Source organism: Methyloceanibacter sp. wino2 (assembly GCF_003071365.1).
Classification (GTDB): Bacteria; Pseudomonadota; Alphaproteobacteria; order Rhizobiales; family Methyloligellaceae; genus Methyloceanibacter.
The window spans coordinates 1,918,356-1,940,682 of the sequence record NZ_CP028960.1; the positions used below are offsets into that span (position 1 = coordinate 1,918,356).

Genomic DNA, 22,327 nt, shown 5'->3' on the forward strand with positions numbered 1-22,327 from the left:
GAGGCTACAGATCGAGGATCAGGCGGGCGGGGTTCTCGAGAGAATCCTTCACGTTCACTAGGAACGTCACGGCTTCCTTGCCGTCAACAATGCGATGGTCGTAGGACAGCGCCAGATACATCATCGGCCGCGCCACGATCTGCCCGTCGCGTACCACGGGGCGTTCCTCAATGCGGTGCATGCCGAGAATGCCGGATTGCGGTGCATTGAGGATCGGCGTCGAGAGCATCGACCCGTAAATGCCGCCGTTGGAGATGGTGAAGGTGCCGCCCTGCATCTCGGCAAGGCCGAGCTTGCCTTCGCGGGCGCGCACGCCGAAATCGGCGATGGTGCTCTCGATCTCCGCAAGGCTCATGCGGTCCGCGTCGCGGATCACCGGAACCACCAAGCCGCGTTCCGTGCCGACCGCGACACCGACATGGTAGTAGTTCTTGTAGACGAGGTCGTCCCCGTCGATCTCCGCATTCACCGCGGGGATGTCTTTCAGCGCTTGCACGCAAGCCTTCACGAAGAAGCCCATGAAGCCGAGCTTCACGCCGTGACGCTTCTGGAAGTCGTCCTTGTACTCTTTGCGCAGCTCCATGATCTGGCTCATGTCCACGTCGTTGAACGTGGTGAGCATCGCGGCGGTGTCCTGGGCGTCCTTCAGGCGCTTGGCGATGGTCTGACGCAGGCGTGTCATGCGAACGCGTTCCTCGCGCGCGGCATCGTCCTGGGTCACGGGCGCGCGCGGCGGTGCCGGCGGCTTGGGTGCGCGCGGTGTGTCGCGCAAGGTCTCCGCCGCGGCCGTGGCGGCGATGACGTCGCCTTTGAGGATCTGACCCCGGCGGCCGGTCCCTGTCACTTGGTCGGCAGCAAGTCCCTTTTCGTCGAGAAGTTTCTGGGCTGCCGGCGAAGGCGGCATGGAGGTCGGGGCGATCTCCGTGCGGGTATACGGCTCACGCTTGAGCGCAACAGGCTCGGCGGCCGGTGACGGCTGCGGCGCGGGGGCCGGTTCCGCCGGCTTGGGCAAAGACTCTTTCGATTTGGTCTCGGCTTTTGGGGCGGGCGTCACGGTGGCACCGTCTCCGGCGGCGATCGACCCGAGCAGCGCGCCCACTTCGACCGTATCGCCTTCCTTGACGACGATTTCGGAGAGAACGCCGCCCGCAGGGGCCGGCACCTCGACCGTCACCTTGTCGGTTTCGAGCTCGACCAGCGGCTCGTCAGCGGCGACAGCTTCGCCCGCTTGCTTGAACCACTGGCCCACCGTCGCCTCGACGACGGACTCGCCCAATGTCGGTACCCGGATTTCTGTCGTCATGGCAGCCTATCGTCCGTCCTTCCAGCCAGTTCCTTGCTCAACCGTAGTCCGGGAGGCGGCGCCTTCCCGGATCAGCCCAAAGCTTCGTTGAGCAGGGCTTTCAACTCTCTCGTATGCTTCGACATCAGGCCCGTGGCGGTCGCCGCGGAGCTTGGGCGGCCAGCATAACGAGGCCGCTTAGATTTGGCATCGATATGCTCCAGAACCCAAGTCAAATTTGGTTCTACGAAAGTCCAAGCCCCCATGTTCTTGGGCTCTTCCTGACACCATACGATCTCCGCTTCCTTGAAGCGTCCGAGCTCTTGGATCAGCGCGCGCGCCGGGAACGGATAGAGCTGTTCCATGCGCAGGAGATAGATGTCGTTGATGCCGCGCGCCTCACGCTCGGCCTCGAGGTCGTAATAGACCTTGCCGGAGCAGAGCACGACGCGCTGAATCTCCTCGTCGGGGACAAGCTTGATGGGCGAGTCCTCGAGGCGTTGGGCGTCGTCCCAGAGAAGCCGGTGAAAGCTGGACTTGGGGCCGAAATCCTCGATGTCGGATTTGACCTTCTTGTGCCGCAACAGCGATTTCGGCGTCATGAGCACAAGCGGCTTGCGGAACTGCCGGTGTAGCTGACGCCGCAGCACATGGAAGTAATTGGCGGGCGTGGTGCAGTTGACGACCTGCCAATTGTCTTCCGCGCAAAGCTGGAGATAGCGCTCGAGCCGGGCGGAGGAATGTTCCGGTCCCTGGCCTTCATAGCCATGGGGCAGCAGAAGCACGAGCCCCGACATGCGCAGCCATTTGCGTTCACCCGACGAGATGAACTGATCGATCACTACCTGTGCGCCGTTGGCGAAGTCGCCGAACTGGGCTTCCCACAGGACGAGCGCGTTGGGCTCGGCGAGGCTGTAGCCGTACTCGAAGCCGAGGACGGCCTCTTCGGAAAGCATCGAATTGATGACTTCGAAATCGCCCTGCTCTTTGCCGAGATGCTTCAGCGGCGTGTACTTGTTCTCGTTCACCTGATCCATCAGGACCGAATGGCGATGCGAGAAGGTGCCGCGCTCGGAGTCCTGTCCCGACAGGCGGATCTTGAAGCCCTCGACCAGCAGCGTGCCGAAGGCGAGCGACTCCGCGGTCGCCCAATCGATGCCCGTGCCGTCGTCGATCGACTGCCGCCGCGCCGCCATGATGCGGGCGATGGTCTTGTGCGGCGTCAGGGTGGCGGGAATTTTCGTCAGCTTGTGCCCGACTTCACGCAGGACATCGAGGTCGACGCCGGTCAGTCCGCGCCGGGCTCCTTCGTCGGCGAAGCCGATGCCCGACCAGCGCCCGTCCAGCCAGTCGGCGCGGTTCGGCCTGTAGGTCTCGCCGGCCTTGAACTCCTCTTCGAGGTAGTCGCGGAACTGTGCCTGCAGCCCATCGACCTCCTCTTTCGTGAGGACGCCTTCCTTGACCAGCCGGTCCGCGTAGATCTCGACCACCCGGGGGTGCTCGGCGATGCGCTGATACATCAGCGGCTGCGTGAAGGCGGGCTCGTCCGCCTCGTTGTGGCCGTGGCGGCGGTAGCAGAACATATCGATGACGACGGGCTTGCCGAAACGCTGACGGAACTCGGTGGCGATCTTCGTGACATGGACGACGGCTTCCGGGTCGTCGCCGTTCACATGGAAGATTGGCGCATCGATCATCTTGGCCACGTCGGAAGGGTAGGGTGATGAGCGCGAGAAGCGCGGCGCCGTCGTGAACCCGATCTGGTTGTTCACGATGAAATGGATCCCCCCGCCGGTACGGTGGCCCCGCAGACCCGACAATCCGAGGCACTCGGCCACGACACCCTGGCCGGCGAAGGCCGCGTCACCGTGGAGAAGCAGCGGCATGATCGTCTTGCGCTTGGTGTCGCCCGCCTGGTCCTGCTTGGCCCGCACCTTGCCGAGCACCACGGGATCGACGATCTCGAGATGCGACGGGTTGGCGGTGAGGGAGAGATGCACGCGGTTGTCATCGAACTCGCGATCCGACGAGGCGCCGAGATGATACTTCACGTCGCCCGAGCCCTCGACGTCGTCGGGGTGGGCGGAGCCGCCGCGGAACTCGTTGAAGATGGCGCGCCAGGGCTTGGCCATCACGTTGGCGAGCACGTTCAGCCGGCCGCGATGGGGCATGCCGATGACGATCTCGCGGACGCCGAGCTGGCCGCCGCGCTTGATGATCTGTTCGAGCGCCGGAACCATGGACTCGCCGCCGTCGAGACCGAAGCGCTTGGTGCCCGTGTATTTCACATTGAGGAAGCGCTCGGAGCCTTCGGACTCGATCAGCTTGTTCAGGATCGCCCGCTTGCCCTGCTCAGTGAATTGGATCTCCGAGCCTTCGATGCGCTTCTGCAGCCAGGCCCGCTGATCGGGGTCGGAGATGTGCATGTACTCGAAGCCGATCGTGCCGCCATAGGTCTTTTCCAGAACCGCGAGCACTTGGGCCAGATCGGCGAACTCGAACCCCAGCGCGCCGCCGATATAGATGGGCCGCGAATAGTCCGCCGGCGTGAAGCCATAGGTCTCGGGGTTGAGTTCGGGATGAGCGCCACGTTCGATGAGACGCAGCGGGTCGAGCTTGGCGATCAGATGGCCACGCGTGCGGTAGGCGCGGATTAGCATGCGTGCCCCCAGCGTATCGCGGGCAGCGTCGAGTGCTTCGGCCTGGGTCAGCGCGCCGTCGGGTGCGACGGCCATTGCGGTCGATTGCGCGCCATTCTTCCAAGACGGCGCCCGGTTCCAGGCACCCCAAGAGGGACCTTCCGCGTCGGCGATGACGTTCTTGGCGTCGTCGCCGAGATTGGCAAAGAAGTGTTGCCAGTCTTCTGAGACCGACGATGGGTCGGCCTCGTACAGGGCGTAGAGCTCGGCGAGGTAGGTGGCGTTGGCGCCATCCAGGAAAGAGGTCTGGGCGAAAACCTCGCTGGCTTCGTATCGTGTCATGGCACCAACCTCGCGGTCCTTATCGGGACCTCCGGCGTGCCGGGCAAAAAAGGCAAGCGTTTGGCGCCCAGCGCACCCTTAGCTAAATATTCCTGCAAGCGTTGTTCCAAGCGCTGCAGGGGAATGGGACACCACAATACCGGCGTCCTGCATTGCCTCTATTTTGCTCTTTGCGTCGCCCTTGCCGCCCGAAATAACGGCACCGGCATGTCCCATGCGGCGTCCGGGAGGCGCGGTCGCGCCGGCCACGAAGCCTACGATGGGCTTCTTGTTGCCGGCCTTAACCAAGAATTCCGCGGCTTCTTCCTCAGCGCTGCCGCCGATCTCGCCGATCATGATGATGGCTTCGGTGGCGTCGTCCTCAAGGAAGAGCGAGAGCGCGTCGATGAAGTTCGTCCCGTTGACCGGGTCGCCGCCGATGCCGATGCACGTGGTCTGGCCGAAGCCGACGGCGGTGGTCTGTGCCACGGCCTCATAGGTGAGCGTGCCGGACCGGGAGACGATGCCGACGCGTCCAGGCTTGTGGATGTGCCCCGGCATGATGCCGATCTTGCACTCGCCCGGCGTGATGATGCCCGGGCAGTTGGGGCCGATCAGCCGCGTGCCCGACCCGATGAGTGCGCGCTTGACCTTGACCATATCCAGGACGGGAACGCCCTCGGTGATGCAGACGGCAAGCGCGATGCCCGCATCGATCGCCTCGAGGATCGCATCGGCCGCAAAGGGCGGCGGAACGTAGATGGCTGATGCGGTCGCGCCTGTCGCCGCGACGGCATCGCGCACCGTGTCGAAGACCGGCAGATCGAGATGCGTCGTGCCGCCTTTGCCGGGGGTGACGCCGCCCACCATCTTGGTGCCGTAGGCGATTGCTTGTTCGGTGTGGAATGTGCCTTGAGAGCCTGTGAAACCCTGGCAAATGACGCGCGTGTTCTTATTGACGAGGACTGACATGATGCAAAGCTAAGCCGGTTTGAGGAAGGATTTGTGACACGAAGTTCAACGTGCGGACGCTAGGCGACTCCAATGGCGTCCACCGCTTTTTTGGCGGCGTCGTCCAGATCGTCGGCGGGGATGATGTCTAGACCCGATTGCGACAGGAGCTCCTTGCCGCGCTCTACGTTGGTCCCTTCGAGGCGGACGACCAGCGGCACGCCGATATTCGTCTCCTTGGCCGCGGCAATGATGCCCTCGGCAATCGTATCGCAGCGCATGATGCCGCCGAAAATGTTCACCAGCACTCCCTTAACATTGGGGTCCGAGAGGATCAGCTTGAAAGCCGCAGTGACCTTCTCCGTGGTTGCACCACCTCCAACGTCTAGGAAGTTCGCAGGCTCGGCGCCATAGTACTTAATGATGTCCATGGTCGCCATGGCGAGCCCGGCGCCGTTGACCATGCAGCCGATATTGCCGTCGAGCTTGACGTAAGAGAGGTCGTGCTTGGAGGCTTCGACCTCGGCCGGGTCCTCCTCGTGGAAGTCGCGCAGCGCCTCGATATCCGGATGGCGGAACAGGGCGTTATCCTCAAACCCCATCTTCGCATCGAGGCATTCGAGCTGGCCGTCCTTGGTGACGACCAGCGGGTTGATCTCGATGAGGCTCGCGTCCTTCTCGACGAAGAGCGTGTAGAGCTGCTTGATGAGCTTGCCGCACTGCTTGGCGAGATCGCCTTTGAGCCCCAGCGCGTCGGCGATCACGCGCCCATGAAAAGCGCTGAGGCCCGATGCGGGGTCCACATCGACGGTGGTGATCTTCTCGGGCGTCTCCGCCGCCACTTCCTCGATGTTCACGCCGCCCTCGGTCGAGGCGACGAAGGCGATCCGTCCCGTTGCGCGGTCTACCAGAAGCGACAGGTAGAGCTCGCGGTCGATGGCGGTGCCTTCGGTGACGAAGACGCTGCGCACGATGCGTCCCTTGGGCCCGGTCTGCGGCGTGATCAAAGCCTTGCCGAGCATCCGGTCGGCTTCCGCATGCATCTCCTGGATGGTCTTGACGATCTTGACGCCGCCGCCCTTGCCGCGCCCGCCGGCGTGGATCTGCGCTTTTACGACGAGTACATCGCCGTTGAGCGCCTTGGCCTTTTCGACCGCTTCGTCGGCGGTGGTGGCGACCACGCCGTTGCCGACAGGAGCACCGAAGGCCTTGAGCAGATCCTTCGCCTGGTATTCGTGAATGTTCATAAAAAACTCTCCGGACGCGGAACGTGTGTGGACTTATGAGGCTGCGAGATTGGGGGCGATGCGCTGGCAGATCTCCACCAGGTTCTTGACCGCCTGAACCGAATGCAACAGCGCGTCCTTCTCGGCGGAGGTGAGATCGAGCTCGATGACGCGTTCGACGCCCTTGGCGCTGATGATTACGGGAACACCGGCGTAGATGCCCTTCACGCCGTATTCGCCGTTGAGATAGGCGGCGGCGGGCAGCACACGCTTCTTGTCGTGGAGGTAGGACTCGGCCATGTCGAGTGCCGCTGCGGCGGGGGCGTAATAGGCCGAACCGGTTTTCAGAAGGCCGACGATCTCGGCGCCGCCGTCGCGGGTGCGTTGCACGATTTCATCGAGCCGCTTCTGGGTGATCCAGCGCATCTTGATGAGGTCCGCCAGCGGAATGCCCGCCACGGAGGAGTAGCGGATGAGCGGCACCATGGTGTCGCCATGGCCACCGAGAACCATCGTGTGAATGTCCTGGGGGCTCACATCGAACTCTTCCGACAGGAAGTAGCGGAAGCGCGCGCTATCCAGCACACCGGCCATGCCCACCACCTTGTTACGGGGCAGACCGCTCGTCTTCTGGAGGGCCCAGACCATCGCGTCGAGTGGGTTGGTCACGCAGATGACGAAAGCTTCGGGCGCGTACTTACGCAGGCCCGCGCCGACTTGCTCCATGACCTTGAGGTTGATCTCGATGAGATCGTCGCGGCTCATGCCGGGCTTGCGCGGAACGCCGGCAGTGACGATCACCACGTCGGCGTCTTTGATCTCGGCGTATTCGTTGGCGCCCTTAAACTTGGGAGCGTAGCCTTCCACTGGTGCGGACTGAGACAGATCGAGGGCCTTGCCTTGCGGAACGCCGTCCACGACGTCGAACAGCACTACTTCGCCCAGTTGCCGGATGCCGGCAAGGTGAGCAAGCGTGCCGCCGATCTGGCCAGCACCGATCAAAGCAATTTTATTACGCGCCATGACTATCCCTCCCGACTTGCGCGGTCCTGGAGGCCGCGCCGTCATTTTTTCCAACCGCTACGACATCTTTTGATGGTTAGATGTAATCGTCCTTGCGCGCAAGTTTGCGATGACAATCGCCTGCATCTTTGGTTCGCAGTCGGGCACATTAGGGGTTAGTCTCGGTCGGGAGATGCACATCCCGGAGAAACGATGACCGGCAACCACCCTGCAAAGAGCGGTTCCGGGCCGGATTCCGGCTCGGGGCCCGGACCCGACGAAGAGCGTCGCGCCCCCACGGATGAGGAGCTTGATGCGACCCCGCCATTACCGCTGGTGGTGTGGGCTGCGCGCTGCGCCAGCTACTTCCTGGCTCTCGGCGGGATCATGCTCGTGTCCTATGCCGTGTACGGGTTCGACACCGATCCCAACAGCTTTCCGCCCGGCTTCAGGCTGAATCCGCTTCAGGCGTTGGTCAATTTGGTGTGGGGGGCTGCCGGCACCCTGATCGGTTTCTTCCGCCCGCGCCATGCCACGGCCTTCGTCCTTGCCTTTGCTGCCTTCTACACCGTTGTCGCCGGCTTCGGCACGTTCGAGGGGTCGGCGCTCGGGATGCAGTTGGGGACGTCCGCCAAGATCTTCTATTGGGTCGTCGTGGCGTTCGCCTGGGCGGCCGGGCTCAACGCGCTGTTAAGGCGGAGCGATACGGACTAGCCGGGCTCTCACGATGGGCCGCAGGCTGACGACCCGTCACCAACCCTATTCGTCTTCGGGATACTCGCTTGCCGCGGGCGCGCCGGCTGTCTCGGCCGGTGCCGGAACGATCGTCGCGAGCGGCGCCGCTTTGGGCTTGATCCGAACCACATAGAGCGTCGCGGGCTCCGTCTTGCTCGGGTTCCACCCGCGATGAACCACGTTCGGCGCCAGCACGTTGGTCTTGCCCTTGGCGACCTCGTAAGGGGGCTTACCCTCCTCCTCGAGCATGATCGATCCGTGAAGCGCGTATTCGATCTCGACCGCGTCCTTATGGACATGCCAGGGCACCGCGCTTTGGGGCGGGAACGTATAGATCTGAATGTCGACTTCTTTGTCGGGGTCGGTGGCTAGAGGCTCCGTCGCAATGTGCTCGGCTTGGACTTTCGGCGGTGCGCCCGGCTCGCGTGCTTGAACGGCGGGTGCGCCGAACCCAAGCGCGAGGAGGACAAACGCGACGGCAACGGGGCGGGTGGTTTTCGTCAGGGTCATTGGGGCAGAATAGCCCGGGAGCCGTCAGGGCCTAAGGATTTCTGTGGGCTACGGGCGCTTTCCCCCGCCGCAAAGCGCCCGCAATCTAGCGTTACGGCGTGTTCGAGGCTTATGGGAAGACATGAACTTGGGCGCATTTCGCGAAACTCTAGGCGCAGCACGGGAAGCATTTTCGGCACGACGTGGTTGGCGCGCCGCGCTGGTGGCGGGGCTGACGGTATTTGCCTCCGGGTGCGGCGGCGGCTTCTCGGGTCCTGAACAGGCCATCCAGGATCTCACGCGGGTCGACTACGGCAAGCCCTATATCGGCATGAGCAAGCAGCAGGTCCTGCAATGCGCCGGTCAGCCGCGCTCGCAGATCCCGGCCAGCGGCGGCGCCGAAACGCTCATCTACCACTACAAGGGGGCGGGGCCGGTTCCGGGCGGCACCCCGAAGGACGCCACCTGTACCGCGAGCCTTACCTTCCAGGGCGGCAAGCTGATACGCGTGAGCTACTCGCATAAGGAAGGGCGCAGCCCCTACGCCTGGCAGGCGGAGAAGGATCCCGAGAAGCAAGCGCAGATGAAGCGGGAGGGGACGCCAAGCTGTGTGTTCTCGCTGCCGCGTTGCCCGAAATAAGCCCCACGAAAAAAGCCCGGCCCGACAAAAATCGGTGAGACCGGGCTTTCCGCAACACATTTTCGATTGGGATCGGTGCGCGCGCGTGAAGCGCCTACATGCGCTCGACCATCTTCCGTTTCAGATTGGCGATCGCCGCCGCCGGGTTCAGACCCTTGGGGCAGGCCTTGGTGCAGTTGAGGATGGTATGGCAGCGATAGAGCCGGAAGGGATCTTCCAGGTCGTCCAGCCGCTCGCCCGTGCGTTCGTCGCGGGAGTCCTCGACCCAGCGATTAGCCTGCAGCAGGATGGCCGGTCCGAGATACCGATCGCCGTTCCACCAATAGGACGGGCAGGCGGTCGAGCAGCAGGCACATAGGATGCACTCGTAGAGCCCGTCCAGCTTCTCACGGTCGTCGTGGCTCTGGCGCCATTCTTTCTGCGGTGTCGGGCTGTCGGTCTTGAGCCAGGGCTCGATCTCGCGGTGCTGCGCATAGAACTGCGTCATGTCCGGCACGAGATCCTTCACCACGGGCATGTGCGGCAGCGGATAGATGGCGATGGCCGCGCCCCTGGCCTCTTCGGCGTGCATGGTGCAGGCCAGCGTGTTGGTGCCGTCGATGTTCATCGAGCACGACCCGCAGACACCCTCGCGGCACGATCGGCGGAAGGTGAGGGTCGGGTCGACCTTGTTCTTGATCCACAGAAGCGCGTCCAGAACCATCGGTCCGCACTCGTTCATGTCCACCCAATAGGTGTCGACGCGCGGGTTCTGGCCGGTGTCCGGGTCATAACGATAGACACGGTATTCGCGCCAGCGGCCGGGCTCGGCGTCCGCGGCGGGCGGGTTCCACTCTTTGCCCTTCTTGATCTTCGAATTCTTGGGAAGTGCGAATTCAACCATCTCAGCTTCTTCCTTTGCGCCGGCCGGACTCAACCCCGGCCTGACCCACGTTCGACGCGCGTCTCTAGTAGACCCGCTCTTTCGGCTCGATGTAAGCCACCTCGTTCGACAGCGTGTAGGTATGCACGGGGCGGAAATCGAGCTTCACCGTGTGCGTGCCGTAATCGGCGTAGGACAGGGTGTGCTTCATCCAATTGGTGTCGTCGCGCTTGGGGAAGTCCTCGCGCGCATGAGCGCCGCGGGACTCTTGACGGGCAAGCGCGCCCTGCACGGTAACAGCGGCCTGGGAGATGAGGTTGTCGAATTCCAGCGTCTCGATCAGGTCCGTGTTCCAGATGAGCGACCGGTCCGTGACCTTGATGTCCGCCGCGTCGTCCCAGACCTTCTTGATGCCCTTCACGCCTTCTTCGAGCACTTCCTCGGTGCGGAACACCGAGCAGTCGCGCTGCATGGTCTTCTGCATGGCGAGACGCAGTTCGGCGGTTGGCGTGCCGCCATCGGCGTAGCGGAACCCGTCGAACCGCGTGATCGAGGCTTCGCCCGCGCCCTTCGGCAGCTCCGGAATGGCCGAGCCTTTCGGAATGAGTTCGGCGCAGCGCAGTCCGGCCGCCCGGCCGAAGACGACGAGGTCGATCAGCGAGTTCGAGCCCAGGCGGTTGGCGCCGTGGACCGACACGCAGGCCGCTTCGCCGAGGGCCATGAGCCCCGGCACGATGGCGTCGGGATCGCCGTTCTTAGGCGCAATCACCTCGCCGTGCATGTTGGTGGGGATCCCGCCCATATTGTAGTGGCAGGTCGGAATGATCTTGATCGGCTCCTTGCGGGCATCGACGCCGCCGAAGATGCGGGCGAGGTCGGAAATACCCGGCAGGCGCTCGTCGATCAGATCCGGGTCCAGGTGGTCGAGATGCAGGTGCATGTATTCGCCGTCGGGACCATGCCCGCGGCCTTCGCGGATCTCGATGGTGATGGCGCGGGAGACCACGTCGCGTGAGGCGAGGTCCTTGGCGGAGGGCGCATAGCGCTCCATGAATTTCTCGCCTTCGGAGTTCCGCAGGAAGCCGCCTTCGCCGCGCGCGCCTTCGGTGATCAGCACGCCGGCGCCATAGACGCCGGTGGGGTGGAACTGCACGAACTCCATGTCCTGCAAGGGCAGCCCCGCCCGCAGCACCATACCGTTGCCGTCACCGGTGCAGATGTGTGCGGAAGTACAGGAGAAATAGGCGCGGCCATAACCGCCCGTCGCAAGGATCGTCTGGTGGCCGCGGAAACGGTGGATCGACCCGTCGGCCATGTTGATGGCGATTACGCCGCGGCAGGCGCCTTCGTCGTCCATGATGAGATCGATGGCGAAGTACTCGATGAAGAACTCCGCCGAATGGCGCAGCGCCTGACCGTACATGGTGTGGAGCAGCGCGTGGCCGGTGCGGTCGGCGGCGGCGCAGGTTCGCCGCGCCTGGCCCTTGCCGAACTCGGTGGTCATGCCGCCGAAGGCGCGCTGGAAAATCTTGCCGTCCTCGGTGCGGGAGAAGGGGACACCCCAGTGCTCCAGCTCGTAGACGGCCTCGGGCGCATGGCGGCAGAGATATTCGATGCAGTCCTGGTCGCCGAGCCAGTCCGACCCCTTCACGGTGTCGTACATGTGCCAGCGCCAGTCGTCCGGGCCCATATTGCCGAGCGCGGCGGCGATGCCGCCCTGAGCCGCGACCGTGTGCGAGCGCGTCGGAAAGACCTTGGAGATGCAGGCCGTGCGCAGGCCCGCCTCGCTGGCGCCGACCACGGCGCGCAGGCCCGAACCGCCGGCGCCCACGACGATGACGTCATAGGCGTGGTCGGTGATCTCGTAAGCTCGGCCGTTCACACTGACGGCATTGTGCGGCGTGTTGGGCGTGGCGTCTTGAGGCATTTCGCATCAGCCTCCGAAACTGATTTTCAAAATGGCGAGGGTCGAGGCGATGGCGACCACCGCTGAGAAAAAGGTGGCGAGCATGAGCGAGGCTGTCTTGCAGAGCTTGTGGTGGAGGTAGTCCTCGATGATTTCCCGCAAGCCGATCCGCATATGGATTGCGGCGGACCAGATCAGCGCCAGCATCAAGACAGCGACGACGGGGTTCGCGAGGCAGGCCTTCACGTCGGTGTAGCTCGCGCCGGCGTTGCGGACGATGAAGGCGATCAGGAAGATCACCAGCGGCACGTTGGCGACGGCCGTGAGCCTTTGGCGCCAGAACGTCTCCGTTCCGTGATGGGCGGCGCCAAGGCCGCGGACGCGTTTGAGCGGCGTTGCCATGGCTAGTGGGCTCCCAGGTAGCAATAGCCGAGGATCCAGACGAGGACCGTCAGCACGATCGAGCCGATGATGGTCGCCAGTGCGAGAATCTCGATCGTCCGTTTGTCGAGCCCGACGCCGGTATCCCAGATGAGATGGCGGATCCCGCCAAGCATGTGGTGGATCAGGGCCCAGGTGAACGCGAAGAGCAGGACGCGGCCAAGAAAACTGCCGAAGAAGTCCTGCACATAGGCGTAGGCACTCGGGCCCATGCTGACGGCCACGAGCCACCAGGTCAGCAGCCCGAATCCGACGGCCAGCCCCGCACCGGTGATGCGATGCGCGATGGACATCATCATCGTCAGCATCGGCCGGTAGATCTGCAGATGCGGAGAAAGAGGCCGCTCCGCCCCAAGCTTATCTGTCATTGGTTTTTGTATGTGTTGCCCAGTCTGATCTTGTCATAACGCACAGAGAAGACAGGGGCAATCGCGACAGCCTGGGCCCTTTGACCCAGGGCCGAAGCTGCCGAAGCGCGCAGTGCACGCGCCGAAGGCTCTAAACTTTGAGCAGATTCAAGTCTCTAAGCGGGCTTAGCGATTTCGTAGCACGCTTCTTCGTCGTCGACGAACTTCGACATGATCCAGGTCTGGCCACCGTCGAGCGACTCCCAAACGTGAGAGCCGACGATGTAGGCAACGCCCCCCATCATGCCGTCGTACGGTCCTTCCCAAGCCATGGGCAACTCCCCCAAGTCGCGGAACTAAGAGGCTCAAGAATGGGACCAAAAACTTTTACATAAGGTTTACACTAACGAATTGTGACGGGGACAACGGCCTATTCGGTGATCACGCCGCACGCGATCCGGGGACCGGCATCGCCCGCCGGGTCCGAGACATAGTCGTCGCCCTTCTCGTGGAGCACGATGGCCGTGCCTTCCCCTGTGAGAAGGCTCGGCAGGCTCACCATCTGGTTCAGCACCTCGATGTGCAGCTTGCCGTTCTCGGGAACATGAATGTTGGGCATGTCGCCCGCATGAGGCCCGGCCGGGTTCTTGAGGCCGTGCTGGTCTTCCTCCGGGTTGAAGTGCCCGCCGGCGGATTTGAAGTCCGGCGCCTCGCATTTGCCCGTCCCGTGGATGTGGAACGCGTGTGTGCCCTCCGGCAGCGCGGTCAGGTCGGCATCGAGCAGAACGCCCGAGGGCACCGCCGTCAGCGTCACCGTTCCGACTTCCTTGCCGTCCGGGTTCTGCAGGACTGCCTTGGCCGTCTCCGCCGCCGACGCCGTAGAAACCAAGGCCGGAGTAGCGAGGGTGACCGTGACGGCTCCAAGGGCGGCAAGACGGAACAGGTTCTTCATCGCGAAAATCTCCTTCAGGGCGGCGCCTCACTTCACTGAGGCCGATTGAACTTAGGCATCACTCTAACGCGAGAGAGAGGCCTAAGGGAGGCGGCGCGACCGCGCGCCACCCTCGAGCACGGCTGCCTTAGCGCGGCAGGGCGACCCAGTAGTCCATATCGAGCACGACGCCGTCTTCCAGCTTGCCGTCCTCCTTCACGCCGGGGAAATCTGCGCAGTCGCGGTCCTTCACGGCGAAAGTGCGCAGGCGCAGCGCACCCGCATCTGAGCGGCCCGGGAGTTCGGCTTTGTCCAGCACCTCGCTCCAGGCATAGATCGTGTCGCCCGCGAAGGAGGGCGCCGCGTGACGCGCCCCGTTGAGCCCCAGGACATGGAAGGCGTTGGCGAGGCCGTTGAAGCTGAGCGAGCGCGCAATCGAGATGATGTGGCCGCCATAGACGAGGCGGCGCCCGAAGCGCTCCTGGGATTCACGGTGCTGGTTGAAGTGTACACGCGCGGTGTTCTGATAGAGCCGCGTCGCCATCTGGTGCTCGGCCTCTTCGATCGTCTGACCGTCCACATGGTTGATCTTGTCGCCCACCGCATAGTCTCCCCAGCGGCGCGGCGATCCGGCCAGCGCGTAGTCGTAGACCGTGAGCTTCAGGGGCGGCAGCGCCTTGCCGAGCGTGTCGGGCGAAATCTCCTTGTCCAGCTCCGGGATCACCGTCTCGGGCGCGGGCAGGTCGAGATTCTTTTTCACCACCATGACCCAGCGTGCGAAGGACAGGACCGGTTCGCCGTTCTGGTTGCGGCCCGTGGTGCGCACATAGACCGTGCCGTTCTTGCCGCTCGAGTTCTGCTTGACGCCGATGACCTCCGAGGTCGAGGCGATGGTGTCGCCCGGATAGACCGGCGCGAGGAAGCGGAACTCCGCATAACCGAGATTGGCGATGGCGTTGCGCGACACGTCGGGCACCGTTTTGCCGATCACGAAATGGAAGACGAGCGTGTCGTCGATGGGCGAGCGCGGATAGCCGATGCTCTGGGCGAAGGCGTCCGAGGATTGCACGGCGAAGCGGCCGCTATAGAGCGCCGTGTAGACGCTGACATCGCCGACGGTGACGGTGCGCGGCGTGGCGTGCACGATCTCCTCGCCGACTTTGAAGTCCTCGAAATAGTTTCCGGTAACGGTGCGGTCGATCTTTGGTGTCTGGGTCATGTGGTCGTTGTTGCGAGTTTCAATCCGATGATGGAACCGATCAGCGTCGCGATGAAGAACAGGCGCAGCGCCGTGACGGGCTCCTTATAGACGAGGATCCCGATAATGGCAGTGCCTGCAGCGCCAATCCCCGTCCAAATCGCATAGGCGGTTCCGATCGGCAGATCCTTCACCGCCTTGTTGAGAAGGACGAACGAAAGAACGATGCAGACGGTGAAAATCAGAGTTGGCCAGAGTTTCGTGAAACCGTCGGTGAGTTTGAGCGTCGAGGCAAAACCGACCTCGAAGAGCCCGGCGGCGATAAGATACACCCAGGGCATGGCAGGGGTCCCTCTTGCTTCTTGCGACCAATCGCGCGCTACGCCAGCGCGCCTCTCGGCGGCCATAGGCGTTCAGCGCCGTGGGACCATAATTTCGGGGGGAGGGTCTGTCACCCTCCATGGAGGGTGTCGCGGTAGCGGCATCGCAAGAACAGCCGCCACAAACAAAAATGGCGGCCCCGCATATCGCTGGGACCGCCATTTTTGAAAACTTTACTGGATCAGCGCGAATTAAGCGCGGTCGAGCTCAGCCGGGAGGTAGGAAGTCACTTCCATGCCAGCTTCGGACTCGGTGATCTCGGGCTTCAGCCACTCTTTCATGATCATCTCCTTTGGTTCAATGCAATCGGTTCAATCAATGAAGTCGTCCTACAATAATGGGGAGGACGGATGAGAACCGCATGACTCGCTCATGAAAACTATCTGAACAGCGGCGCCGGTATCTTGAGCCCCAAGAGCTGCCGCCGGCGCGCGAAGGTCGCCGGCCATTGCGCATTCGAATGCGCATACGAAAATGGCGGCTCCGCCATCGCGAGAGCCGCCATTCGTGGTTTGCTAGATCAGCGCTGATTAAGCGCGGTCGAGCTCGGCCGGAAGGTAGGAAGTCACTTCCATACCAGCTTCGGACTCGGTGATCTCGGGCTTCAGCCACTCTTTCATGGTCGTCTCCTTTCGTTAAACGATACCCTAGGGTGCGACAATCTGGATGAGCGGCGCATGACGCGTCAATGAAAACAATCTGAACAGATCAAGGGTGCTGCCGGCAGTCACGGTCGAGCGACGCAGTAAGACGACAACCAAGCGCGCATACAAAAATGGCGGCCCCGCATATCGCTAGGACCGCCATTTTCGAAAACTAGGCTAGATCAGCGCTAATTAAGCGCGGTCGAGCTCAGCCGGAAGGTAGGAAGTAACTTCCATGCCAGCTTCGGACTCGGTGATCTCGGGCTTCAGCCACTCTTTCATGGTCGTCTCCTTGAGTTCGTTCGGTGAACGTTATCGTCCCTAGATAATGGCGATTGCGGATGAGAACCGCATGACTGGCGCATTAACAGATTCTTACAGGAATTATCGTTATAAAACAGCATGTTGCGCCATCCCGATCGAGGTCATCTGCGGCGTTCTGTCAGATTCTGACAGCTATTGAAACAGCAAAGCCGCCTTGGCCAGGGTGTTGAACACGCCCCATAGGAGCGGAATGCCGACCAGCGTCCAGGCCAGGACCAGCTTGACCTTGTTGGCGCCCGAGACGGTCTCGTGATGGGTCGTTTCGGTCATTCTCAAGTCTCCATCGACGCTTTGAGTTCTTCTTCTGTCATGTGGTGCTTGTGGTCCACGGGGGTCATCAGCCAGTTCAAGATGAAGCCGACGAAGAGAAGCCCCGCCATGATGTACATAGTGACGGAATAAGCGTCCGCCTTCGGCACCCCGTGATTGATCTGGTATTCGCGGATGTAGTTCACCAGGACCGGCCCGAACACGCCGGCCGCGGACCAGGCGGTCAGCAGACGCCCGTGAATGGCGCCCACATAGCGGGTCCCGAAAACGTCCCTGAGATAGGCAGGGATGGTGGCGAACCCGCCGCCATACATGGACAGGATCACGGCATACAAGGCGACGAAGAGGACGATGGAATCGATCTGTCCTGTCCAGGGCACGAGGGCGTAGAGCACCATGCCGAGGGCAAAGAAGATCATGTAGGTGTTGCGCCGTCCGATGAAGTCGGAGGACGAGGCCCAGAAGAACCGCCCCGCCATGTTGAAGAGGCTCAAGAGGCCGACAAAGCCGGCCGCGGCCGCAGCGGTGATCTGTCCTGGGAACATTTCCTGGCTCATGGCGGAGGCCTGGCCAAGCACACCGATGCCGGCCGTGACGTTCAGGCAGAGCACGCCCCACAGCAGATAGAATTGCGGGGTCTTCAGCGCTTCGTCCACATGGACGTGGGCGGTGGTGACCATCTTCTTCGGCTGCGCGGGCGGCTCATATCCCTCCGGTAGCCAGCCGTTGGGGGTACGCGTACGAGGGCCGCGCCGATCATCATGAAGACGAGGTAGATAATGCCGAGCGTGACGAAGGTGCCCATGACGCCCACATCGGTCGGGCTGGAATAGTATTTCATCAGCCATACCGACAGGGGCGAGGCGATCATCGCGCCGCCGCCGAAGCCCATGATGGCCATGCCCGTGGCCATGCCGGGCCGGTCGGGGAACCAGGTGATCAGCGTCTTCACCGGGGAGATATAGCCGAGCCCGAGGCCGCAACCGCCGAGCACGCCATAGCCGAGATAGATCAGCCAGAGCTGATGCAGATGGATGCCGAGCGCCGAGATCAGAAAACCGCCGCCAAAGCACAAGGCTGCGGTGAACATGGCCCGGCGCGGGCCCACGCGGTCGAGCCAGGTGCCGGTGAATGCTGCGGAGAGCCCGAGGAAGACGATCGCGAGAGAGAAGATCCAGCCGAGTTGCGTCAGCTTCCAGTCGTCGGGCGCGGAGTGGGTGATGCCGATCAGCTTGGTCATCGGCAGGTTGAACACGCTGAACGCGTAGACCTGGCCGATACAAAGGTGGACGCAAAGTGCGGCCGGCGGGACCAGCCATCGGCTGAAGCCCGGTTTCGCCACGGTGTGTGACCGGTCGAGCCAGCCGAACACGCCTCCAGATTCCGCGCTCGCTGCGGTCGTCATGAGTGGACACTCCCCCCGTTTGAATGGCGCATTTGTGCGCTTATTGGCAGCTACTCTGAACGGGCTTGGTGCTTATCGCAAGTACCAGGGATAGGTTTCGACGCTGGCCGTCCCCTAAGCGAGCCATGCTGCGCGAATGTGACAATGGTCTTACGGCAAGCCCGGTCAGAGTTGGCCGGGTTTGCCGCAAGGACAACGCGACAAGTCTAGCCGCGTTTGAATTTAAGAAATTTGCCCGTCATCACGACGCGCACCCTGTCACCGTTCGGATCGGGCTGGCGAGAGATGTCGAGGTCGAAGTCGATGGCGCTCATAATGCCGTCGCCAAACTCCTCTTCGATCAGCGCTTTGAGGGTCGTACCATAGACCTGGACGATCTCGTAGAAGCGGTACATGAGCGGATCCGTCGGAACGGCCTGGCCGAGCGAGCCGCGCGAGGGAATCTCCGTCAGGTAGTCTTCGGCTTCCGGCACCCCGGTTGCCTTGGCGATCTTGGCGGCGGCCTCTTGGGGTAGGGACATTTGACCTTTGACGGCGGCGGTCACGATGAACGGGCTTAGGCCCGTCTCCGAAGCGAGCGTCTCGAACCGCAGTTTCTTGGTCTTCATGGCTTGCACGATGGCCGCAGCTGTGGCCTCGCGGGTGGCAGGGATACCCATGGGATCTCCTAATAATGGAACTTGGTGTGGGATGGTGGCGGTCACGCGGCACGGCTCTTCGTGTACGTGGACCGGAAAACGGCCCCGCGCTCGGGAAGGTGTCAGGGGGTTGACCTGCACCAAGGAGCTGAGCGCGGGGCCACGCCCCGATTGCGTCGGTCGGAGCGATTAACCTGCCTTCTTGAACTTCTCCGCTTCCTCGGAGCCTCCGGTGGCGTCACCGGCGGTGTAGGAATGCGCACCGGTACCGGCCAGGGCGCCGCCCTGAACGATGAGATACTCATCGCGGATCGGTTTGCCGGCGAAGAAGCACTCCAGGATCTCGCGCGTGCCGGCGGCATAGCGGGTCTGGGCCGAGAGCGACGTGCCCGAGATATGGGGCGTCATGCCGTGGTTCGGCATGGTGCGCCACGGGTGATCCTTGGGCGCCGGCTGCGGGAACCAGACATCGCCCGCATAGCCTGCGAGTTGGCCGCTCTCGAGCGCGCGCACCACGGCGTCACGATCGCAGATCTTGCCGCGCGCGGTGTTCACCAGGTAGCTGCCGCGCTTCATCTTGCCGATCATCGCATCGTCGAACAGATGCTCCGTCTCGGGATGGAGCGGGCAGTTGATGGTGACGACGTCGCAGGCCTTGGCGAGGGATTCGACATCGGGATGGAAGGTCAGTCCAAGTTCCTCCTCCACATCAACAGGCAGGCGGTGCTTGTCGTAATAGTGCAGGTTCACGCCGAACGGCTTCAGGCGGCGCATAACCGCAAGGCCGATGCGGCCCGCCGCGACCGTGCCGACTTCCATACCTTCCAGGTCGTAGGACCGCTCGACGCAGTCGGCGATATTCCAGCCGCCATTCACGGCCCACTGGTAGGAGGGGATGTAGTTGCGAACGAGCGACAGGATCTGCATGACCACGTGCTCGGCGACGCTGATCGAGTTGCAGAAAGTCACTTCGGCGACGGTGACGCCGTTGTCCATCGCGGCCTGCAGGTCGACATGGTCGGACCCGATGCCGGCTGTCAGGGCCAGTTTGAGGTTCTTCGCTTTGGCGATCCGCTCAGCCGTCAGATAGGCCGGCCAGAAGGGCTGGGAGATGACGACGTCGGCATCGACCAACTCTTTCTCGAACGTCGAATTTGCGCCGTCCTTGTCGGACGTCACGACGAGTTCGTGGCCATTGGCTTCGAGGAACTTGCGTAGTCCGAGCTCGCCGGAGACGCTGCCGAGCAGTTCGCCGGGATTGAAGTCGATCGCGTCGGGCGTCGGGGCGGTCTGCCCGTCCGCGTATCCCGCGATGTGGGGAATGCTGTCGCGCGCGTATTTCGGCGGGAAGCCGTCAATTGGATCGTCGTAGAGTACACAGAGAACTTTTGCCATGTCGGCGCTCCTTTAGAGGCAACATGACTGGGCGTGCGTGGACGTCCCGCAAGCGCCCACTAGCGGAGAAGTACGACGTTCCAGACATGTTGCGCGTTGAAGGTCCCAAGACCGATATTGCTGATCGGCTTTTGTGGACCGCGTTTCCTTGCGTCGGTCGGCGCGGTTTTTGTGGTGCGCTTCTACGGTTCCGACACGCGCATTACGGGCGTTTGGCCGTGCCCAATCAAGACGGCATTCCGAAACGCTCGTTTGGCTTTTTCTATCGTGATTGCAATGGGTAGCGTCCGCCATGGGCTGTTTTTCGCGCTTTTTGCGCCGCCAGCGGGCCTATTGCGCTTCCTTCGCCGCGCGCCATTTGCCATAGGAAATATCAATTAAACGGAAGGGCCTCTCCGGTTAGACAATCCCGATCCAAACTGAGAACTTCGTTCGAACGGAACAAGGATAAGAAACGTGCTGACAAAAAAGCTTCTCGATGGGTATTGGCGGTTCCGGAACGACAGTCATCCGGCGGACAAGGGACGCTATGAACAGCTTGCCAGTTTGGGGCAGGCCCCGACCGCGCTGGTGGTGGCTTGCTGCGACTCGCGCGTCGACGTTTCGGCGATCTTCGGGGCAGGGCCCGGCGATCTGTTCATTGTGCGCAACGTCGCCAATCTCGTTCCGCCGTTTCAGCCGGACGGAAAGTTCCATGGCACGAGCGCGGCTGTCGAATATGCGGCCATGGTGCTCAAAGTTCCCAACATCATCGTGCTCGGTCACTCCCATTGCGGCGGGATGGCCGCCTATCGCGACAAGCTGAAGGGCAAGCCCGACGACACCGACTTCATTGGGACCTGGCTGACGCAGCTCGACGGGCTCGATGTCAAGAAAAGCGACATCGAAAGGCACGGCGAGGAGACGGCCTTCGAACTGGCCGGTGTGCGTCAGTCACTGTCGAACCTGCGCATGTTCGATGCGGTGCGAAACAAGGAAGCCGAGGGCATGCTCGCTCTGCATGGGCTCCATTTCGACATCGGCAGCGGCGTGGTCCTGGCCCTCGACGAGGAGACGGACACGTTTGCGCCCTTGCCCGAGACCGTCGACGCCTGAGCACACCGTGCGGGCCGCGCCAGGTCTCAGACGAACCGGCGCTGGGTTCCGTTTCGTTGGGGAGAGGACAGCGCTTTCTGGCCGTCTCTTCGAGACCCCTAGGCCGCTTTCTTCGCGAGCAACCCGCGCTCAATCATGGTCTCGGCGATCTGGATCGTGTTGAGCGCCGCACCTTTGCGGAGGTTGTCCGAGACGCACCACAGCGTCAGGCCGTTGTCGACGGTTTGGTCGTCGCGAATGCGGCTGACGAAGGTGGCGTAGTCGCCGACGCACTCGACCGGCGTCACGTAACCGCCGTCCTCGCGCTTGTCGACCACGAGGACGCCCGGCGCGTCACGCAAGACGTCGCGGGCCTCGTCGGCGCTGAACGGGGTCTCGAACTCGATGTTCACGGCTTCGGCGTGGCCGACAAAGACGGGCACGCGCACGCATGTCGCGGTGAGCTTGATCTTCGGGTCCAGGATCTTCTTGGTCTCGGCGACCATCTTCCATTCCTCGTTGGTCGAGCCGTCGTCCAGGAAGACGTCGATGTGAGGAATGACGTTGAAGGCTATCTGCTTGGTGAACTTCTCCGGCGACGGAGGATCGGTCACGAAGATGCCCTTGGTCTGGTTCCAAAGCTCGTCCATCGCTTCCTTGCCCGCGCCGGACACGGATTGATAGGTCGAGCAGACCACGCGCTTGATCTTGGCCGCGTCGTGCAGAGGCTTCAGCACCACGACGAGCTGGGCGGTCGAGCAGTTCGGGTTGGCGATGATGTTCTTCTTGGTGAAGCCGGCGATGGCGTCGGGGTTCACTTCGGGCACGATCAGCGGCACGTCCGGGTCGTAGCGCCAGCAGGAAGAGTTATCGATCACGACGCAGCCGGTCGCGCCGATCCGGGGCGACCATTCCTTGGAAATCGCCGAGCCCGCGGACATCAGCGCGAAGTCGACGCCGGAAAACTCGAAGTTCTCAAGGTCGCGGCACTTCAGGCGCGCGTCGCCATAGGAAACCTCGCGGCCGACTGAGCGGCGCGAGGCGATCGGGATGACCTCGTCGGCGGGAAACTCCCGCTCCTCGAGGATATTCAGCATTTCGCGCCCGACATTGCCGGTCGCGCCGATGACGGCGACTTTGTAACCCATTCCGGTACTCCTGATGGCGCGGCAGCTGGTCCATGCGGCGTGCGCGCGGTATTGGCGCGGATGTATGGGAAGGCGCGG

General features: G+C 62.8%; 25 protein-coding genes and 1 pseudogene. 4 read left to right on the forward strand and 22 right to left on the reverse strand.

The genetic code is table 11. The features are described 5' to 3' along the window. Window positions 1–4: 4 nt before the first annotated feature. The 5 genes from odhB to mdh form a co-directional block, all read right to left on the reverse strand. Window positions 5–1,303: a 2-oxoglutarate dehydrogenase complex dihydrolipoyllysine-residue succinyltransferase gene (gene odhB / locus DCY11_RS08875; protein ID WP_108682589.1), complete on the reverse strand. Its 1,299-nt coding sequence runs from the start codon at window positions 1,301–1,303 to the stop codon at window positions 5–7. 71 nt (window positions 1,304–1,374) lie between these two features. Beyond that, entirely contained in the window at window positions 1,375–4,263 is a 2,889-nt protein-coding gene (locus DCY11_RS08880; protein WP_108682590.1) for a 2-oxoglutarate dehydrogenase E1 component, read from the reverse strand. 78 nt (window positions 4,264–4,341) lie between these two features. Then, a complete protein-coding gene (gene sucD / locus DCY11_RS08885) occupies window positions 4,342–5,214 on the reverse strand; it encodes a succinate--CoA ligase subunit alpha (RefSeq protein WP_108682591.1) in 873 nt (290 codons plus the stop codon). Window positions 5,215–5,273: 59 nt separating this feature from the next. Then, on the reverse strand, window positions 5,274–6,440 hold the full coding sequence (gene sucC / locus DCY11_RS08890; protein ID WP_108682592.1) for an ADP-forming succinate--CoA ligase subunit beta: 1,167 nt from the start codon (window positions 6,438–6,440) through the stop codon (window positions 5,274–5,276). A gap of 33 nt (window positions 6,441–6,473) precedes the next feature. Beyond that, window positions 6,474–7,442, reverse strand: coding sequence for a malate dehydrogenase (gene mdh / locus DCY11_RS08895; RefSeq protein WP_108682593.1), 969 nt, complete (start codon window positions 7,440–7,442; stop codon window positions 6,474–6,476). A 192-nt stretch (window positions 7,443–7,634) separates the two neighbouring features. Here mdh and DCY11_RS08900 point away from each other — a divergent pair, with 192 nt between their 5' ends. Then, complete coding sequence (locus DCY11_RS08900) at window positions 7,635–8,135, forward strand: hypothetical protein (protein ID WP_159079915.1); 501 nt, start codon at window positions 7,635–7,637, stop codon at window positions 8,133–8,135. Window positions 8,136–8,180: 45 nt separating this feature from the next. On the opposite strand, the gene DCY11_RS08905 is transcribed toward DCY11_RS08900, so the two are convergent. After that, window positions 8,181–8,666, reverse strand: coding sequence for a cupin domain-containing protein (locus DCY11_RS08905; RefSeq protein WP_108682595.1), 486 nt, complete (start codon window positions 8,664–8,666; stop codon window positions 8,181–8,183). A gap of 121 nt (window positions 8,667–8,787) precedes the next feature. Here DCY11_RS08905 and DCY11_RS08910 point away from each other — a divergent pair, with 121 nt between their 5' ends. Further along, a complete protein-coding gene (locus tag DCY11_RS08910; protein ID WP_159079916.1) occupies window positions 8,788–9,285 on the forward strand; it encodes a hypothetical protein in 498 nt (165 codons plus the stop codon). Window positions 9,286–9,379: 94 nt separating this feature from the next. Here DCY11_RS08910 and DCY11_RS08915 read toward each other — a convergent pair whose 3' ends face one another. From DCY11_RS08915 to DCY11_RS08975, 15 genes and pseudogenes are all read right to left on the reverse strand, one after another. Further along, window positions 9,380–10,168: a succinate dehydrogenase iron-sulfur subunit gene (locus DCY11_RS08915; RefSeq protein ID WP_108682597.1), complete on the reverse strand. Its 789-nt coding sequence runs from the start codon at window positions 10,166–10,168 to the stop codon at window positions 9,380–9,382. A 64-nt stretch (window positions 10,169–10,232) separates the two neighbouring features. Next, window positions 10,233–12,074 (reverse strand): succinate dehydrogenase flavoprotein subunit, encoded by a 1,842-nt coding sequence (gene sdhA / locus DCY11_RS08920; RefSeq protein ID WP_108682598.1) that lies wholly within the window; start codon window positions 12,072–12,074, stop codon window positions 10,233–10,235. A 6-nt stretch (window positions 12,075–12,080) separates the two neighbouring features. Beyond that, entirely contained in the window at window positions 12,081–12,455 is a 375-nt protein-coding gene (gene sdhD / locus DCY11_RS08925) for a succinate dehydrogenase, hydrophobic membrane anchor protein (protein ID WP_108682599.1), read from the reverse strand. Between the two features lie 2 nt (window positions 12,456–12,457). Further along, on the reverse strand, window positions 12,458–12,862 hold the full coding sequence (gene sdhC / locus DCY11_RS08930; protein ID WP_108682600.1) for a succinate dehydrogenase, cytochrome b556 subunit: 405 nt from the start codon (window positions 12,860–12,862) through the stop codon (window positions 12,458–12,460). 155 nt (window positions 12,863–13,017) lie between these two features. Then, window positions 13,018–13,173, reverse strand: a complete 156-nt coding sequence (locus tag DCY11_RS15530) for a hypothetical protein (protein WP_156137327.1) — start codon at window positions 13,171–13,173, stop codon at window positions 13,018–13,020. Between the two features lie 98 nt (window positions 13,174–13,271). Beyond that, window positions 13,272–13,793, reverse strand: coding sequence for a superoxide dismutase family protein (locus DCY11_RS08935; RefSeq protein WP_108682601.1), 522 nt, complete (start codon window positions 13,791–13,793; stop codon window positions 13,272–13,274). Between the two features lie 127 nt (window positions 13,794–13,920). Then, complete coding sequence (locus DCY11_RS08940) at window positions 13,921–14,991, reverse strand: MaoC family dehydratase (protein WP_108682602.1); 1,071 nt, start codon at window positions 14,989–14,991, stop codon at window positions 13,921–13,923. Continuing rightward, a complete protein-coding gene (locus DCY11_RS08945) occupies window positions 14,988–15,311 on the reverse strand; it encodes a multidrug efflux SMR transporter (protein WP_069445652.1) in 324 nt (107 codons plus the stop codon). Before DCY11_RS08945 ends, DCY11_RS08940 begins: the two co-directional genes overlap by 4 nt. A 231-nt stretch (window positions 15,312–15,542) precedes the next feature. Further along, window positions 15,543–15,632 carry a pyrroloquinoline quinone precursor peptide PqqA gene (gene pqqA / locus DCY11_RS08950; protein ID WP_045363338.1) on the reverse strand — a complete coding sequence of 30 codons (90 nt, stop codon included), beginning with the start codon at window positions 15,630–15,632 and terminating at the stop codon, window positions 15,543–15,545. A 249-nt stretch (window positions 15,633–15,881) separates the two neighbouring features. Continuing rightward, window positions 15,882–15,971, reverse strand: a complete 90-nt coding sequence (gene pqqA / locus DCY11_RS08955) for a pyrroloquinoline quinone precursor peptide PqqA (RefSeq protein ID WP_045363338.1) — start codon at window positions 15,969–15,971, stop codon at window positions 15,882–15,884. Window positions 15,972–16,187: 216 nt separating this feature from the next. Further along, on the reverse strand, window positions 16,188–16,277 hold the full coding sequence (pqqA, locus tag DCY11_RS08960; protein ID WP_045363338.1) for a pyrroloquinoline quinone precursor peptide PqqA: 90 nt from the start codon (window positions 16,275–16,277) through the stop codon (window positions 16,188–16,190). Window positions 16,278–16,451: 174 nt separating this feature from the next. Beyond that, window positions 16,452–16,589, reverse strand: coding sequence for a hypothetical protein (locus DCY11_RS15685; protein WP_174202143.1), 138 nt, complete (start codon window positions 16,587–16,589; stop codon window positions 16,452–16,454). A 38-nt stretch (window positions 16,590–16,627) separates the two neighbouring features. Further along, window positions 16,628–17,994: pseudogene (locus DCY11_RS08965) on the reverse strand (OFA family MFS transporter); the annotation flags it as partial. Between the two features lie 206 nt (window positions 17,995–18,200). Next, complete coding sequence (gene cynS, locus DCY11_RS08970) at window positions 18,201–18,653, reverse strand: cyanase (RefSeq protein ID WP_108682603.1); 453 nt, start codon at window positions 18,651–18,653, stop codon at window positions 18,201–18,203. A 168-nt stretch (window positions 18,654–18,821) separates the two neighbouring features. Next, window positions 18,822–20,027 carry an NAD-dependent formate dehydrogenase gene (locus DCY11_RS08975; protein WP_108682604.1) on the reverse strand — a complete coding sequence of 402 codons (1,206 nt, stop codon included), beginning with the start codon at window positions 20,025–20,027 and terminating at the stop codon, window positions 18,822–18,824. 117 nt (window positions 20,028–20,144) lie between these two features. Here DCY11_RS08975 and DCY11_RS15535 point away from each other — a divergent pair, with 117 nt between their 5' ends. Both DCY11_RS15535 and DCY11_RS08980 read left to right on the forward strand, forming a co-directional pair. Then, window positions 20,145–20,408, forward strand: coding sequence for a hypothetical protein (locus DCY11_RS15535; protein WP_159079917.1), 264 nt, complete (start codon window positions 20,145–20,147; stop codon window positions 20,406–20,408). Between the two features lie 75 nt (window positions 20,409–20,483). Continuing rightward, window positions 20,484–21,122 (forward strand): carbonic anhydrase, encoded by a 639-nt coding sequence (locus DCY11_RS08980; protein WP_159079918.1) that lies wholly within the window; start codon window positions 20,484–20,486, stop codon window positions 21,120–21,122. A 98-nt stretch (window positions 21,123–21,220) separates the two neighbouring features. On the opposite strand, the gene DCY11_RS08985 is transcribed toward DCY11_RS08980, so the two are convergent. Beyond that, window positions 21,221–22,249, reverse strand: a complete 1,029-nt coding sequence (locus DCY11_RS08985; protein ID WP_108682606.1) for an aspartate-semialdehyde dehydrogenase — start codon at window positions 22,247–22,249, stop codon at window positions 21,221–21,223. Window positions 22,250–22,327: the final 78 nt, after the last annotated feature.

Coding starts and splice junctions, on each gene's coding strand:
- DCY11_RS08905 (WP_108682595.1), bottom strand. CDS start 8,666: ATGACCCTGACGAAAACCACCCGCCCCGTTGCCGTCGCGTTTGTCCTC.
- DCY11_RS08945 (WP_069445652.1), bottom strand. CDS start 15,311: ATGCCCTGGGTGTATCTTATCGCCGCCGGGCTCTTCGAGGTCGGTTTT.
- DCY11_RS15530 (WP_156137327.1), bottom strand. CDS start 13,173: ATGGCTTGGGAAGGACCGTACGACGGCATGATGGGGGGCGTTGCCTAC.
- DCY11_RS08880 (WP_108682590.1), bottom strand. CDS start 4,263: ATGACACGATACGAAGCCAGCGAGGTTTTCGCCCAGACCTCTTTCCTG.
- DCY11_RS08935 (WP_108682601.1), bottom strand. CDS start 13,793: ATGAAGAACCTGTTCCGTCTTGCCGCCCTTGGAGCCGTCACGGTCACC.
- DCY11_RS08985 (WP_108682606.1), bottom strand. CDS start 22,249: ATGGGTTACAAAGTCGCCGTCATCGGCGCGACCGGCAATGTCGGGCGC.
- pqqA (WP_045363338.1), bottom strand. CDS start 15,632: ATGAAAGAGTGGCTGAAGCCCGAGATCACCGAGTCCGAAGCTGGCATG.
- DCY11_RS08900 (WP_159079915.1), top strand. CDS start 7,635: ATGACCGGCAACCACCCTGCAAAGAGCGGTTCCGGGCCGGATTCCGGC.
- mdh (WP_108682593.1), bottom strand. CDS start 7,442: ATGGCGCGTAATAAAATTGCTTTGATCGGTGCTGGCCAGATCGGCGGC.
- DCY11_RS08940 (WP_108682602.1), bottom strand. CDS start 14,991: ATGACCCAGACACCAAAGATCGACCGCACCGTTACCGGAAACTATTTC.
- DCY11_RS08910 (WP_159079916.1), top strand. CDS start 8,788: ATGAACTTGGGCGCATTTCGCGAAACTCTAGGCGCAGCACGGGAAGCA.
- pqqA (WP_045363338.1), bottom strand. CDS start 15,971: ATGAAAGAGTGGCTGAAGCCCGAGATCACCGAGTCCGAAGCTGGTATG.
- DCY11_RS08975 (WP_108682604.1), bottom strand. CDS start 20,027: ATGGCAAAAGTTCTCTGTGTACTCTACGACGATCCAATTGACGGCTTC.
- pqqA (WP_045363338.1), bottom strand. CDS start 16,277: ATGAAAGAGTGGCTGAAGCCCGAGATCACCGAGTCCGAAGCTGGCATG.
- sdhC (WP_108682600.1), bottom strand. CDS start 12,862: ATGACAGATAAGCTTGGGGCGGAGCGGCCTCTTTCTCCGCATCTGCAG.
- DCY11_RS15685 (WP_174202143.1), bottom strand. CDS start 16,589: ATGACCGAAACGACCCATCACGAGACCGTCTCGGGCGCCAACAAGGTC.
- sucC (WP_108682592.1), bottom strand. CDS start 6,440: ATGAACATTCACGAATACCAGGCGAAGGATCTGCTCAAGGCCTTCGGT.
- sucD (WP_108682591.1), bottom strand. CDS start 5,214: ATGTCAGTCCTCGTCAATAAGAACACGCGCGTCATTTGCCAGGGTTTC.
- cynS (WP_108682603.1), bottom strand. CDS start 18,653: ATGGGTATCCCTGCCACCCGCGAGGCCACAGCTGCGGCCATCGTGCAA.
- DCY11_RS08915 (WP_108682597.1), bottom strand. CDS start 10,168: ATGGTTGAATTCGCACTTCCCAAGAATTCGAAGATCAAGAAGGGCAAA.
- sdhA (WP_108682598.1), bottom strand. CDS start 12,074: ATGCCTCAAGACGCCACGCCCAACACGCCGCACAATGCCGTCAGTGTG.
- odhB (WP_108682589.1), bottom strand. CDS start 1,303: ATGACGACAGAAATCCGGGTACCGACATTGGGCGAGTCCGTCGTCGAG.
- sdhD (WP_108682599.1), bottom strand. CDS start 12,455: ATGGCAACGCCGCTCAAACGCGTCCGCGGCCTTGGCGCCGCCCATCAC.